At 60.0% G+C, this 13,912-nt stretch carries 10 protein-coding genes; 8 read left to right on the forward strand and 2 right to left on the reverse strand.

What is annotated here, in order from left to right; translation table 11 throughout:
• Positions 1 to 243: 243 nt before the first annotated feature.
• The 8 genes from AB7M26_RS05745 (at position 244) to AB7M26_RS05780 (ending at position 11,020) form a co-directional block, all read left to right on the forward strand.
• Positions 244 to 1,542 (forward strand): MFS transporter, encoded by a 1,299-nt coding sequence (locus AB7M26_RS05745; protein WP_429388289.1) that lies wholly within the window; start codon positions 244 to 246, stop codon positions 1,540 to 1,542.
• A gap of 158 nt (positions 1,543 to 1,700) precedes the next feature.
• Positions 1,701 to 2,699 (forward strand): phosphate ABC transporter substrate-binding protein PstS, encoded by a 999-nt coding sequence (locus AB7M26_RS05750; protein WP_007896487.1) that lies wholly within the window; start codon positions 1,701 to 1,703, stop codon positions 2,697 to 2,699.
• A 494-nt stretch (positions 2,700 to 3,193) separates the two neighbouring features.
• Positions 3,194 to 5,227, forward strand: coding sequence for an ABC transporter permease subunit (locus tag AB7M26_RS05755; protein ID WP_429389003.1), 2,034 nt, complete (start codon positions 3,194 to 3,196; stop codon positions 5,225 to 5,227).
• A 15-nt stretch (positions 5,228 to 5,242) separates the two neighbouring features.
• Positions 5,243 to 6,913 carry a phosphate ABC transporter permease PstA gene (gene pstA, locus AB7M26_RS05760; protein ID WP_063342079.1) on the forward strand — a complete coding sequence of 557 codons (1,671 nt, stop codon included), beginning with the start codon at positions 5,243 to 5,245 and terminating at the stop codon, positions 6,911 to 6,913.
• A 203-nt stretch (positions 6,914 to 7,116) separates the two neighbouring features.
• Positions 7,117 to 7,950: a phosphate ABC transporter ATP-binding protein PstB gene (gene pstB, locus AB7M26_RS05765; protein ID WP_095052363.1), complete on the forward strand. Its 834-nt coding sequence runs from the start codon at positions 7,117 to 7,119 to the stop codon at positions 7,948 to 7,950.
• 71 nt (positions 7,951 to 8,021) lie between these two features.
• Positions 8,022 to 8,783 carry a phosphate signaling complex protein PhoU gene (gene phoU, locus AB7M26_RS05770; RefSeq protein WP_007896483.1) on the forward strand — a complete coding sequence of 254 codons (762 nt, stop codon included), beginning with the start codon at positions 8,022 to 8,024 and terminating at the stop codon, positions 8,781 to 8,783.
• Positions 8,784 to 8,963: 180 nt separating this feature from the next.
• On the forward strand, positions 8,964 to 9,914 hold the full coding sequence (locus tag AB7M26_RS05775; RefSeq protein ID WP_123500841.1) for a response regulator: 951 nt from the start codon (positions 8,964 to 8,966) through the stop codon (positions 9,912 to 9,914).
• Between the two features lie 209 nt (positions 9,915 to 10,123).
• The gene (locus AB7M26_RS05780) at positions 10,124 to 11,020 is read left to right on the forward strand and encodes a peptidoglycan DD-metalloendopeptidase family protein (protein ID WP_123500839.1); all 897 of its coding nucleotides are present in this window, start codon (positions 10,124 to 10,126) and stop codon (positions 11,018 to 11,020) included.
• Between the two features lie 114 nt (positions 11,021 to 11,134).
• Here AB7M26_RS05780 and AB7M26_RS05785 read toward each other — a convergent pair whose 3' ends face one another.
• Both AB7M26_RS05785 and phoR read right to left on the reverse strand, forming a co-directional pair.
• On the reverse strand, positions 11,135 to 12,475 hold the full coding sequence (locus tag AB7M26_RS05785) for a hemolysin family protein (protein ID WP_095632861.1): 1,341 nt from the start codon (positions 12,473 to 12,475) through the stop codon (positions 11,135 to 11,137).
• A 123-nt stretch (positions 12,476 to 12,598) separates the two neighbouring features.
• Positions 12,599 to 13,885 carry a phosphate regulon sensor histidine kinase PhoR gene (gene phoR / locus AB7M26_RS05790; RefSeq protein WP_259698718.1) on the reverse strand — a complete coding sequence of 429 codons (1,287 nt, stop codon included), beginning with the start codon at positions 13,883 to 13,885 and terminating at the stop codon, positions 12,599 to 12,601.
• Positions 13,886 to 13,912 lie beyond the last annotated feature (27 nt).

Raw genomic sequence — 13,912 nt, forward strand, 5'->3', positions numbered from 1 at the left:
AAACTCTGCGAAATCGGCTGGTGGAGGCCAACAACGGTTTCGCACAGCAACCCCTTACAAGCCGTTGCAATATTGGGAGTATATCGATCGGTAGACTCCACGACGACCGTCCGGTTCTCATTTTGACCGTCAAATACGCGCCTCTATGTGCTTTTTCGAACAATTTGCTATCGTGCCGAACCTGCCCAAGCCTCCGCCAGCGTTGTTGAGGTTGCAGATCCGACTATAAGAGAAGCCCTTGCCATGACCACAGCGCCCTCGAGCATCGCGCAGCCCAGCCAATCCGCACGCCCGCTGACCCGCAACGACTATAAGACGTTATCGCTGTCTGCCCTGGGTGGCGCGCTGGAGTTTTACGACTTCATCATCTTTGTGTTCTTTGCCACGGTGGTCGGCAAACTGTTCTTTCCCGCCGACATGCCCGAGTGGCTGCGCCTGATGCAGACGTTCGGCATCTTCGCCGCCGGCTACCTGGCACGGCCATTGGGCGGCATCGTCATGGCGCACTTCGGTGATCTGCTGGGGCGCAAGGAGATGTTCACCTTGAGCATTTTCATGATGGCAGTCCCGACCCTGATCATGGGCTTGCTGCCAACTTATGCGCAGATAGGTATGTGGGCGCCGATCCTGTTGCTGCTGATGCGGGTAATTCAGGGCGCGGCGATTGGCGGTGAAGTGCCGGGGGCCTGGGTATTCGTTTCCGAACACGTGCCGCAGCGTCACATTGGTTATGCCTGCGGCACGCTGACCAGCGGTCTGACTGCCGGTATTCTTTTGGGCTCGTTGGTCGCTACCGCAATCAACAGCATTTACACGCCGGTGGAAGTGTCGGATTACGCCTGGCGGATCCCGTTCCTGCTGGGTGGCGTGTTTGGCCTGTTCTCGGTCTACCTGCGTCGCTGGCTCCACGAAACCCCAGTGTTTGCCGAACTGCAATTACGCAAAGCGCTGGCCGAAGAAGTGCCGCTGCGCGCCGTGTTGCGCGACCATCGCGGTGCGATTCTGATTTCCATGCTGCTGACCTGGCTGCTGTCCGCCGCCATCGTGGTGTTGATCCTGATGACCCCGACCGTATTGCAGACGGTCTATCACTTCGCGCCAACCACCGCCCTGCAGTCCAATAGCGTGGCGATAGTGCTGCTGAGCATTGGTTGCATCATTGCCGGCGCCCTGGCAGATCGTTTCGGCGCGGGACGAGTATTCGTGTTCGGCTGCGCCGCGTTGCTGGCCAGCTCCTGGACCTTCTACCACAGCCTGGCTGAGCATCCCGACTGGCTGTTCCCGATGTACGCCATAACAGGCTTGCTGGTGGGCACCATCGGTGCGGTCCCCTATGTCATGGTCAAGGCATTCCCGCCCGTGGTGCGCTTCAGTGGCCTGTCGTTTTCCTACAACGTCGCCTACGCCATTTTCGGTGGCCTGACGCCGATGATCGTCAGCCTGCTGCTCAAGGAAAGCCCGATGGGGCCTGCCTATTACGTGGCGGTGCTGTGTGTCGTCGGGATTCTGGTGGGGGCCTATCTCTGGAAGAAGGGTCGCTAAGCCGACTCTTTGCACTGATCGTTCCCGCGCAGAGCGTGGGAACGATCTATCGCTAGATGCTGGCCTTTCATCCAATTGTCATATTTCAGCCATAGAGTGTTCACACGGCCTGCTGATACTTGGCCCCGACTAACACACCTATCTGCTAGGAGTAAGGCATGAAACTGAAGCGTTTGATGGCGGCAATGACTTTTGTCGCTGCTGGCGTTGCGACTGCCAACGCGGTTGCCGCTGTTGACCCGTCGATCCCGAGCTACACCAAGACCACTGGTGTGTCGGGCAACCTGTCCAGCGTCGGCTCCGATACCCTGGCCAACCTCATGACCCTGTGGGCTGAGAACTACAAAAAAGAATACCCGAACGTAAACATCCAGATTCAGGCTGCCGGTTCCTCTACCGCGCCACCTGCGTTGACTGAAGGCACCGCTAACCTGGGCCCGATGAGCCGCAAGATGAAGGACAACGAACTGCAAGCCTTCGAAACCAAGTACGGCTACAAGCCAACCGCTATCCCGGTTGCTGTGGATGCCTTGGCGGTGTTCGTACACAAAGATAACCCGATCCAGCACCTGACCATGGAACAGGTCGATGCGATCTTCTCCTCGACACGTCTGTGCGGCGGTAAAACCGATGTGAAAACCTGGGGCGATCTGGGTGTGACCGGCGACCTGGCCAACAAGCCAGTGCAACTGTTCGGTCGTAACTCGGTATCCGGCACTTACGGCTACTTCAAGGAAGAAGCCCTGTGCAAAGGCGACTTCAAGCCAAACGTCAACGAACAACCAGGCTCGGCTTCGGTCGTGCAGTCGATCAGCTCCTCGCTGAACGGCGTGGGTTACTCGGGCATCGGCTACAAGACCGCCAGCGTGAAGACCGTGGCCCTGGCCAAGAAAGGCAGCACCGAGTTCGTTGAAGACACTGAAGAAAACGCCCTGAACGGCAAGTATCCGCTGTCGCGTTTCCTCTACGTTTACGTCAACAAGGCTCCGAACAAGCCTCTGGCCCCGCTGGAAGCCGAGTTCGTGAAACTGATTCTGTCCAAACAGGGTCAGGAAGTGGTTGTGAAAGACGGCTACATCCCGCTGCCAGCCAAGGTTGCTGCAAAAGCACTGGCTGACCTGGGTCTGCAAGAAGGCGGTAACGTCGCAAAAAAGTAAAACCCTAGGTCCGGGCTAAACCCGGACCTGTGTAGGAGCGAGGCTTGCCCGCGAAGGGATTTTTCAAGGGAGAACCGAGGCGATCCCTTCGCGAGCAAGCTTCGCTCCTACAAAGGCTCAGGGTTGCCATGCTGGCAACCCGGCCCTCTCAAATTTTCGATCCACTGCCAGTTACCGCTGGCGGCGGATTTGTTGCGTCACTGCATTGTCATCTTTCTGTCATACAGGATCGCTAGGGTGTGCGCATGAATGATCTGGCCAACTCCACCATGACTACAAATCCCCCCAAGCGAATTGACTTCAATACGCCTGAGCTGCAACGCAAGCGCCGTATTCGTGCGCTGAAAGATCGCCTGACCCGCTGGTACGTCCTCGTCGGCGGCCTCGCCGTTCTTGCCGCGATCACCCTGATCTTTTTCTTCCTCGGTTACGTCGTCGCGCCGCTGTTCCAGGGGGCCGACCTGACCGCCAAAGACGCCATCACGCCCGCCTGGATGCAAGACGCCGGCAAGCCGCTGATGATCTCCCTCGAAGAACAGAACCAGGTCGCCATGCGGGTTTCCGACAAGGGCCAGGCATTGTTCTTTGATATCGACACGGGCACTGAGCTGCGCCGCGTCGACCTGCCGATTCCGGCCGGCACCAGCGTGACCTCCATTGGTGAGGATCAACCTGGCCAGCCATTAGTGGCCGTGGGTTTGTCCAACGGTCAGGCGCTGGTGTTCCGTCACACCTATAAAGTCAGCTACCCGGAAGGCAAGAAAACCATCTCGCCGGCCATTGAATACCCGTACGGCGAAACGCCAATCGTGCTGAACGAGGCGGGCGGCGCTCTGGAGCACGTCAGCCTCAACGCTGCCGATTCGACCCTGCTGCTGGCCGGCTCCACCGGTGCGCAGTTGCATGTCCTGTCGCTGACCAGCGAAGAAAACATGATGACCGGCGAAGTCACCAACGAGCACAAGCGCATTGAGCTGCCGCAAATGACCGAGCCGGTGAAGAACATCTTCGTCGACCCGCGTCAGCAGTGGTTGTACGTGGTCAATGGCCGCGCTCAGGCCGATGTTTTCAGTCTGCGCGACAAGAGCCTTAACGGGCGCTACAAATTGCTTGAAGACGGCAATACCGAAGTCACCGCTATTACCCAATTGCTGGGCGGCATCTCGCTGATCGTCGGTGACTCCAAGGGTGGTCTGGCCCAATGGTTCATGGCTCGCGACCCGGATGGCGAGCAGCGTCTGAAGCAGATTCGTACTTTCCAGATGGGCACTGCGCCGATCGTTGAAATCACCGCTGAAGAACGTCGTAAAGGCTTCGTTGCCCTCGATGCGTCCGGCAAACTGGGCGTGTTCCACAGCACCGCTCACCGCACTTTGCTGGTGGATCAGGTGGTCGACGGCCAAGGCCTTTTCGGCATGTCGCCACGGGCCAACCGCGTGATCGTGGAGCAGGGCGGCAAGCTGCAACCGTTGCTGCTCGACAACCCGCACCCGGAAGTCTCGTGGAGCGCGTTGTGGAGCAAGGTCTGGTACGAGAACTACGACGAGCCTAAATACGTCTGGCAATCGACCGCGGCCAACACCGACTTCGAGCCCAAGCTGAGCCTCTCGCCGCTGACCTTCGGTACCCTGAAAGCTGCGTTCTACGCGATGCTGTTGGCCGCGCCACTGGCCGTTGCCGCCGCGATCTACACCGCGTACTTCATGGCCCCGGGCATGCGTCGCAAGGTCAAACCGGTGATCGAGCTGATGGAAGCGATGCCGACGGTGATCCTCGGCTTCTTCGCCGGCCTGTTCCTGGCGCCGTATGTGGAAGGGCATTTGCCCGGCATTTTCAGCCTGCTGATGCTCCTGCCGATCGGCATTCTGGTGGCGGGTTTCGTCTTCAGTCGCCTGCCTGAGTCCATCCGCCTGAAAGTGCCGGACGGCTGGGAAAGCGCGATCCTGATCCCGGTGATTCTGTTTGTGGGCTGGTTGTCGCTGTACATGAGCCCGTACATGGAAACCTGGTTCTTCGGCGGCGACATGCGCATGTGGATCTCCCACGACCTGGGCATCACCTACGACCAGCGCAACGCGTTGGTGGTCGGTCTGGCCATGGGCTTCGCGGTCATTCCGAACATCTACTCCATCGCCGAAGACGCCGTGTTCAGCGTGCCTCGGGGCCTGACCCTGGGCTCCCTGGCCCTCGGCGCCACGCCGTGGCAGACCATGACCCGCGTGGTGATTCTCACCGCCAGCCCGGGTATTTTCTCGGCGCTGATGATCGGCATGGGCCGCGCGGTGGGTGAAACCATGATCGTGCTGATGGCCACCGGTAACACCCCGGTCATGGAAATGAACCTGTTCGAAGGCCTGCGCACCCTGGCGGCCAACGTTGCGGTGGAAATGCCTGAGTCGGAAGTCGGCGGCAGCCACTACCGCGTGCTGTTCCTCTCTGCGCTGGTACTGCTGTTGTTCACCTTCGTCATGAACACCCTCGCGGAACTGATTCGTCAGCGTCTGCGCAAGAAATACTCGTCGCTTTAAGAAAGGTAGAAGTCTGTGAAACAGAACTCCCTGAATGGATGGTTCAAGAGCGGCGCCCCCGGCGTCTGGATCAGCGGCGGCGCGGTGTCCATTGCGGTCATCATGACCATTGGCCTGCTGGCGGTGATTGCCGTGCGCGGCCTGGGTCACTTTTGGCCGGCGGACCTGATACACGCCAGTTACGACGTGCCGGGCCAGGCCAATCACCTCGTCATCGGCGAAGTGGTGCAGAAGGAAGAAGTGCCACGCGAGCGCCTGAAAAGCGCTGGCCTGCCGGTGCCCGATCAAGGCCCGGAGTTCATGACCCGCGAGCTGATCAAGGTCGGCAACCGTGATCTGAACGGCACCGACTTCACCTGGATTGTCGGCGAGTGGCTGACCAACCAGAAGACGCCGCCTGAGCTGATGGCCATCGAGCGTCGCGAATGGGGCAATTTCTACGGCTACCTGGTCAACGTCAAACAGGATGGCAAGGTCATCGCTGAAGGCGAGGCCGCATGGCCTGAGTTGCAGGCGCGTGTCGATCGTGTCAATCAGCTCGCCGCACAGCTCAAGACCCTGGAAAAGGTTGACATCGGCGCGATCAACGCCGGTCTCGAACGTGTGCGTCTGCACGGTCGCAAACTGGAATTGGCCGGCCGTCTCGACGCTGCCGCGCAAGCGGATCTGGAGTCCGAGCGCGCCGAGCTGAATGCCCGTTATCAGGACATCGAAGCGCGTCTGAACGACCTGCACGCGCAGTTCAACCGCGATAGCCTGACCGCTCGCGATGCCAACGGTAAAGAAGTCGAAATCGGCATTGGCAAAGTGGTTCACGCCTACCAGCCGAACGCCATGGGCACCTTCACCAAGATCGGCTTCTACTTCAGCAAGGTCTGGGAATTCCTCAGTGACGACCCGCGTGAAGCCAACACCGAAGGCGGGATTTTCCCGGCGATTTTCGGCACCGTGATGATGACCCTGATCATGGCGATGATCGTGACGCCGTTCGGCGTGCTGGCGGCGGTTTACCTGCGTGAATATGCACGTCAGGGGCCGATGACCCGGCTGATCCGTATTGCGGTGAACAACCTGGCGGGTGTTCCGGCCATCGTTTACGGCGTGTTCGGTCTGGGCTTCTTCGTCTACGTGCTCGGCGGTTCGGTCGACCGGTTGTTCTTCCCTGAAGCACTGCCGGCGCCGACCTTCGGTACGCCGGGCCTGCTTTGGGCCTCGCTGACCCTGGCCCTGCTGGCCGTGCCGGTGGTGATCGTGGCCACCGAAGAAGGCCTGGCGCGGATTCCTCGCACCGTTCGCGAAGGCTCGCTGGCCCTTGGCGCGACCAAGGCCGAAACTTTGTGGAAGATCGTGCTGCCAATGGCCAGCCCGGCGATGATGACCGGCATGATCCTCGCCGTGGCCCGGGCCGCCGGTGAAGTGGCGCCGCTGATGCTGGTGGGTGTGGTGAAACTGGCGCCATCGCTGCCGCTGGATGGCAACTACCCGTACTTGCACCTGGACCAGAAGATCATGCACTTGGGCTTCCACATTTATGACGTCGGCTTCCAGAGCCCGAACGTCGAAGCCGCACGGCCACTGGTCTATGCCACCGCATTGCTGCTGGTGCTGGTGATCGCCACGCTCAACTTGTCGGCGGTTTATATCCGTAACCATCTGCGCGAAAAATACAAAGCGCTGGATAGCTAAGTCAGGCAGGCGCGGTCACCTGTGGGAGCTGGCTTGCCTGCGATGCGAACAACGCGGTGTATCAGAGGCACCGCAGTGATGCCATCGCAGGCAAGCCAGCTCCCACAGGGACCGGCGCCAGACAGAGATTTTGAGTAAGCCGCTGGCCCGAACACCAAGCCAGCGGTTCAACGAACCGAATTTGTTAGCACAGGGAGCCTCCCATGCAGCACGAAGCACATACTCACGGCATCAACATGTCGGCCCTGGGCCGCGACAAACAGAGCCTGAGCCTCGAGCAGGAAACCGTGGCCATCGAAGTACCGGGCCTGAGCCTGTTCTATGGCGACAAACAGGCGCTGTTCGACGTCAGCATGAACATCCCGAAACAGCGCGTGACCGCCTTCATCGGTCCGTCCGGCTGCGGCAAGTCCACGCTGCTGCGCACCTTCAACCGCATGAACGACCTGGTGGATGGCTGCCGCGTCGACGGCGCGATCAACCTCTACGGCAACAACATCTACCGCAAGGGCGAGGATGTGGCCGAGTTGCGTCGCCGGGTCGGCATGGTGTTCCAGAAGCCTAACCCGTTCCCGAAAACCATCTACGAAAACGTGGTTTACGGTCTGCGCATCCAGGGCATCAACAAGAAACGCATCCTCGACGAAGCCGTCGAGTGGGCGTTGAAAGGCGCGGCGCTGTGGGATGAGGTCAAAGACCGTCTGCACGAGTCGGCACTCGGCCTGTCCGGTGGTCAGCAGCAACGTCTGGTGATTGCCCGCACCATCGCCGTGGAGCCGGAAGTACTGCTGCTCGACGAACCATGCTCGGCACTCGACCCGATCTCCACGCTGAAAGTCGAAGAGCTGATCTACGAACTGAAATCCAAGTTCACCATTGTTATCGTGACCCACAACATGCAACAGGCCGCGCGGGTTTCCGACTACACGGCGTTCATGTACATGGGCAAACTGGTGGAATTCGGCGACACCGACACTCTGTTCACCAATCCGGCGAAGAAGCAGACCGAAGACTACATTACCGGTCGTTACGGCTAGGAAGCTGTTGTTGCTCACTGAACTGACGCTGCGGTCCACCGCACCTTACCGGACGCTCCAAGGACGCCAACATGATTAGTAAAGAAGGCCTTACCCATCACATCTCCGCGCAGTTCAACGCTGAGCTCGAGGAAGTGCGCAGCCACCTCCTGGCCATGGGCGGGCTGGTGGAAAAGCAGGTCAATGACGCGGTCACCGCGCTGATTGAGGCCGACTCCGGCCTGGCCCAGCAAGTGCGTGAGATCGACGACCAGATCAACCAGATGGAACGCAACATCGACGAAGAATGCCTGCGCATTCTGGCCCGTCGCCAACCGGCGGCGTCGGACTTGCGTTTGATCATCAGCATCTCCAAATCGGTGATCGACCTGGAGCGCATCGGCGACGAAGCCACCAAGATTGCTCGCCGTGCCATTCAGTTGTGCGAAGAAGGCGAAGCACCGCGCGGTTACGTCGAGGTTCGCCACATCGGCGACCAGGTGCGCAACATGGTTCGCGATGCGCTGGACGCGTTTGCCCGTTTCGACGCCGACCTGGCGTTGTCGGTGGCGCAGTACGACAAGATCATCGACCGCGAGTACAAGACCGCACTGCGTGAACTCGCCACCTACATGATGGAAGACCCGCGCTCTATCTCGCGGGTCTTGAGCATTATCTGGGTGCTGCGTTCGCTGGAGCGAATCGGTGACCACGCGCGCAACATCTCGGAACTGGTGATTTACCTGGTGCGCGGCACCGATGTGCGTCACTTGGGCCTCAAGCGCATGAAGGAAGAAGTTGAAGGCACAAGTGCCGAAACCGCTAATGTTCCGGGCAAAGCTGACGATAAGTAAGTTTGCCCAAGAAAAGCGCCCGGCCTTTTGGCCGGGCGTTTTTGTTTGCGTGGCCTTCGTATTGAAAAGCCGAGTAGAAAAGCAGCACCCGCGAACGAAAAGTCCCGGCGTGACTGAAGAGTTTTGGCAAAGTGCCATCAGCCAGCGTTATGCTTGCCGGGATTTTTAAAGGGGTGTTGGATGAGCAAGATCAGTGTGTTGGTCGTGGACGATGCGTCGTTCATTCGTGACCTGGTGAAGAAGTGCCTGCGCAACTACTTCCCGGGGATCCGGACCGAAGATGCAGTCAACGGCAAAAAGGCCCAGGCCATGCTGGCCAAAGAAGCATTCGACCTGGTTCTGTGCGACTGGGAAATGCCGGAAATGTCCGGTCTGGAACTGCTGACCTGGTGCCGCGAGCAGGACAACCTCAAGACCATGCCGTTCGTGATGGTCACCAGCCGTGGCGACAAAGAGAACGTCGTCCAGGCGATTCAGGCCGGAGTTTCTGGCTATGTCAGCAAGCCGTTCACCAACGAGCAACTGCTGACCAAGGTCAAGCAGGCACTGAACAAGGTCGGCAAGCTCGACACCTTGATGAACAGCGCGCCGACCAAAATGAACTCGGCGTTCGGCAACGACTCCCTCAGCGCCCTTACTGGCGGCAAGGCAGCGGTGGTCACGCCATCGGCGGCACCGGTCAACCCATTCGCCAAACCTGCCGCCGCCGCGCCAGCCCCGGCTGCCGCACCGTCTCGCGGCTTGCTTAACAGCCCGCCGGTAAAGGCGCCTGCTGCCTCCGCAGCATCAGCCGGCGGTCGTGGCCAAGGCCAACTGCGCCTGCCGAGCGGCACTCAGCAATGCGTGATCAAGGCCTTGAGCATCAAGGAAGCGCTGCTGGTGGTGAAACGCACCGACACGCTGCCGCAAGTCCTCGACAGCGCCGTGCTCGACCTGGAGCAGGGCGACAACGCTGAAATCGCCCGGCTCAACGGCTACCTGCATGCCATCGTCGCCTTCGAGCCGAAACCTGACAGCGAATGGCTGCAACTGACTTTCCGCTTTGTCGACCAGGATGCGCAGAAGCTCGACTACATCTCCCGCCTGATCGCCCGTGGCACTGCGCAGAAGCATTTCGTACCGGGCGCATAAGCCCGGCGTCGCCTTCTCGTACGCCTTCGCGGGCAAGCCTCGCTCCTACAGGTTCACCGTTTACCTGTGGGAGCGAGGCTTGCCCGCGAAGGGGCCATCGAATTCACCGCGCATCCCCTGAACCGCCCATTTTGAAACATCTGTCGACAACGCTGGTCCATTTCAGCTGCTAGGCTCCTTTCCAGGCCTTACTCGACAGAATCTTGCCCATGCTCGCGCGCCTGCTGTTTTTCTGTGGTCTGTTCATGGCCTCCACCTCGGCTGTGGCCATGACGATTTACCGGTCCACCGACGCCAGTGGCGTGGTCTCTTACAGCGACCGCCCCAGCAAAGGCGCGAAGGTGTTCGTTTTTCGCGACCGGATGGTCGAGCGCCTTGAGCGGCAGGTATACCTCGACATCAAGAAGCAGAGGGGCATGGACAGTGTGTTCGTGCGCAACGATCTGTATGCGCCGGTCGAGATCGAGCTGAGTTTTTCCGGGCTGAACAATGTCAGCGGCGCGCCGAGCCGACCGATTCGTCGGGTCATGCCGGCACGCAGCAGCATTCGTCTGGCGCTGCTCAAGGCGACGAAGGCCGGAAGGCCGCTGGCGTATACCCCGAAGTTCGAATATTCCCTGGGCGACCCCGCAGGGGCCGCCATGGCCTATCGATATCCATTACCCTGGCGCGGTGGGCCGTTTCGGCTGAGTCAGGGCGCCAATGGCCAATACAGCCACTATGGGCCGAAGAACCGTTATGCGATGGACATCGCCATGCCCGAAGGCACGCCGATCATCGCGGCGCGCGGCGGGATGGTGGTGAAAACCGAGAATGGCCAGACCGGGCGCGGCAACGATCCGTCGGGCAATTTCGTGCGGGTATTGCACGATGACGGGACCATGGGCGTGTACCTGCACCTCAAGAAAGGTTCGGTCAGCGTACGGGAAGGTCAGCGTGTGGTGGTGGGCAGTGCGCTGGCGCTGTCAGGCAATACCGGCAACAGCAGCGGCCCGCACCTGCACTTCGTGGTGCAGCGCAATACCGGGTTGGGGTTGGTATCGATTCCGTACCAGTTCAATCAACCGGTAGGCGCGTTGCCCAATTTTGCGTTGGGCAAGCAGTGATGGGTTGCCTGACCCAACGCCATCGCGGGCAAGCCCGCTCCCACAGGCCCAGCGCAAGTCCTTGTGGGAGCGGGCTTGCCCGCGAAGGGATCGACGCGGATCTGAATCAGTGCATCAATCCAGCATCAACACCTTCGCCAAAATGATCTTCGGCCCTTTCATCTTCTTGATGATGATCCGCAAGCCTTCGACTTCCAGCACTTCTTCCTCTTCCGGCACCCGTTTCAGGGTTTCGTAGACCAGCCCGGCGAGGGTTTCCGCTTCGATGTGGTCCAGATCGATGCCCAGCAGGCGTTCAACCTTGAACAGCGGCGTATCGCCCCGCACCAGCAGTTTGCCCGGTTGATACGCGAGGATCCCGCGTTCGGCCTTGCGGTGTTCGTCCTGAATGTCGCCCACCAACACTTCCAGCACGTCTTCCATGGTCAGGTAGCCGATGATGTTGCCGTCGGCTTCCTCGACCAGAGCGAAATGCGAACCGCCCTTGCGGAATTGTTCCAGCAACTGCGACAGCGGCATGTGGCGCGACACGCGCTCCAGCGGCCGGGTCAGTTCGGCGAGGTTGAACGACTCGGGAATGTGATCCAGCGCGGCCAGTTCCAGCAGCAAATCCTTGATGTGCAGCAGGCCGACGAACTCCTGGCGCTCGCTGTCATACACCGGGTAGCGGCTGAACTTGTGGCGACGGAACATCGCCAGAATTTCCTTGAGCGGCGCGTTGAACTCCAGCGTGACCAGGTCTTCCCGGGAGTTGGCCCAGTCGACCACTTCCAGCTCGCCCATTTCCACTGCCGAGGCCAACACGCGCATGCCTTGGTCGCTCGGGTCCTGGCCACGGCTGGAGTGCAGGATCAGTTTCAATTCTTCACGGCTGTAATGGTGCTCGTGATGCGGGCCGGGTTCACCTTGCCCGGCAATGCGCAGGATTTGGTTGGCGCTGGCGTTGAGCAGGTAGATGGCCGGGTACATGGCCCAGTAGAACAGGTACAGCGGCACCGCCGTCCAGAGCGACAGCAGCTCGGGTTTGCGGATGGCCCAGGATTTCGGGGCCAGTTCGCCGACCACGATGTGCAGGTACGAAATGATGAAGAACGCCGTGAAGAACGAAACGGCCTTCACCACCTCAGCGGAATCCACGCCCACGGCACTCAGCACGGGTGCCAGAAGGTGCGCGAACGCGGGTTCGCCGACCCAGCCCAGCCCCAGCGAGGCGAGGGTGATACCCAATTGGCAGGCCGAGAGATAAGCATCGAGCTGACTGTGCACGGTACGCAGGATATGCCCGCGCCAACCGTGCTTTTCAGCGATGGCTTCGACTCGGGTCGAGCGCAATTTGACCATGGCAAATTCCGCCGCAACGAAAAAGCCGTTGAGCAAAACCAGGATCAGAGCAAAAAGAATCATGCCGAAATCGGCGAATATTGTTGCGAGGGTCAAGCCAGGGGAAGGGTCCATGATGGAGTTTTGCGGGTTCCGTGTATTCGAAAGGAAAGAAAAAAGTGCGCCTGAAGGGCAGGCACAAGTCAGCCAATGTAGCGGCTGACCGGGTAATTGCCTAGTGGCGGGTGCTGGCCGGTATCAATCGGCGGCACTGATGACCCGGGATTTTGTCACTTGGGCTGGCGCAAAATGGCAGGTAAACGTGCTGCCGTGGCCCGGCACACTGCTGATCTCCATACGTGCCCGGTGGCGCAGCAACACATGTTTGACGATGGCCAGCCCCAGCCCGGTGCCGCCGGTGTTGGAGTTGCGACTGGAGTCGACGCGATAGAAGCGTTCAGTCAGGCGCGGCAAGTGTTTGCTGTCGATGCCGATCCCCGAATCCTGCACGCTCAGGTGTGCGCCTTGATCGTCACCCCACCAGCGAATGCGGATATTGCCCTCGGCCGGTGTGTACTTCACTGCGTTGAACACCAGGTTGGAAAACGCGCTACGCAATTCTGCTTCGCTACCCTTGAGCAGAATCGTCGGATCGGCTTCCAGGGTGATGTGCTGATTGCGTTGACCGGACAGTTGCTGAGCGTCGCCCTTGATCGATTGCAGCAGGCTGTCGACGGCCACCGGTTGGTTGTCCGACGGGTAATCGGTGGCTTCCAGTTTGGCCAGTAGCAGCAAATCGTTAAGCAAAGTCTGCATGCGTCCGCCTTGCTGTTGCATCTGCTGCAGGGCGCGGGTCCAGCGTGGGTTCACTTCCTCGACGTTGTCGAGCAGCGTTTCCAGGTAGCCGCAGATCACCGTCAGCGGTGTGCGCAGCTCATGGGACACGTTGGCGATGAAGTCTTTGCGCATCTGTTCCAGCTGATGGATACGCGTCACGTCACGCACCAGCATCAAGTGTTCGTTGTTGCCGTAGCGAGTGATGTACAGCTGAATGCGCAGGCGATCATTGATTGGCGAAGGGATTTCCAGCGGCTCGGCGTAGCTGTCCTGCTCGAAGTATTCCTTGAAGCGCGGATGGCGCACCAGATTGGTCACGGGCTGGCCGCTGTCCTGGGGGGTCTTGAGGCCAAGCAAGGTTTCGGCGGCGCGGTTCCACCATTCCAGGTTGCCGTCGCTGTCGAGCATGATTACCGCGTCTTTCAGCGCAGCGGTGGATTCCTGGACCCGGTCGATCACCGCTTGCAGGCGTCCGCGCACCCGTTGGTCGCGGCGTTGCAGGTGGTAAATGCTGTCGAACACTTCGCCCCACAGGCCATAGCCATCGGGCGGTGCTTCATCGGGTTTGTGCAGGCGCAGCCATTCATGCAGGCGCAGCAATTGCTTGAGGGTCCAGGCCAGGTAAAGGCCCAGGCCCACGGCGAGGCTCCAGCCGTAGTAGCCGGAAATCAGACCGATCACCAGGCAGGCGGTGACCAGCAACAGCATGTGGCGAATCAGGGTGCCATGCCAGTT

It is taken from the genome of Pseudomonas sp. F-14 TE3482 (assembly GCF_053629455.1).

What these genes read in the sequence shown, in the direction of transcription:
- phoU (WP_007896483.1), top strand. Translation starts at nt 8,022, where the DNA reads ATGATTAGTAAAGAAGGCCTTACCCATCACATCTCCGCGCAGTTCAAC.
- pstB (WP_095052363.1), top strand. Translation starts at nt 7,117, where the DNA reads ATGCAGCACGAAGCACATACTCACGGCATCAACATGTCGGCCCTGGGC.
- AB7M26_RS05785 (WP_095632861.1), bottom strand. Translation starts at nt 12,475, where the DNA reads ATGGACCCTTCCCCTGGCTTGACCCTCGCAACAATATTCGCCGATTTC.
- AB7M26_RS05775 (WP_123500841.1), top strand. Translation starts at nt 8,964, where the DNA reads ATGAGCAAGATCAGTGTGTTGGTCGTGGACGATGCGTCGTTCATTCGT.
- AB7M26_RS05745 (WP_429388289.1), top strand. Translation starts at nt 244, where the DNA reads ATGACCACAGCGCCCTCGAGCATCGCGCAGCCCAGCCAATCCGCACGC.
- AB7M26_RS05755 (WP_429389003.1), top strand. Translation starts at nt 3,194, where the DNA reads ATGCAAGACGCCGGCAAGCCGCTGATGATCTCCCTCGAAGAACAGAAC.
- AB7M26_RS05780 (WP_123500839.1), top strand. Translation starts at nt 10,124, where the DNA reads ATGCTCGCGCGCCTGCTGTTTTTCTGTGGTCTGTTCATGGCCTCCACC.
- AB7M26_RS05750 (WP_007896487.1), top strand. Translation starts at nt 1,701, where the DNA reads ATGAAACTGAAGCGTTTGATGGCGGCAATGACTTTTGTCGCTGCTGGC.
- phoR (WP_259698718.1), bottom strand. Translation starts at nt 13,885, where the DNA reads ATGCTGTTGCTGGTCACCGCCTGCCTGGTGATCGGTCTGATTTCCGGC.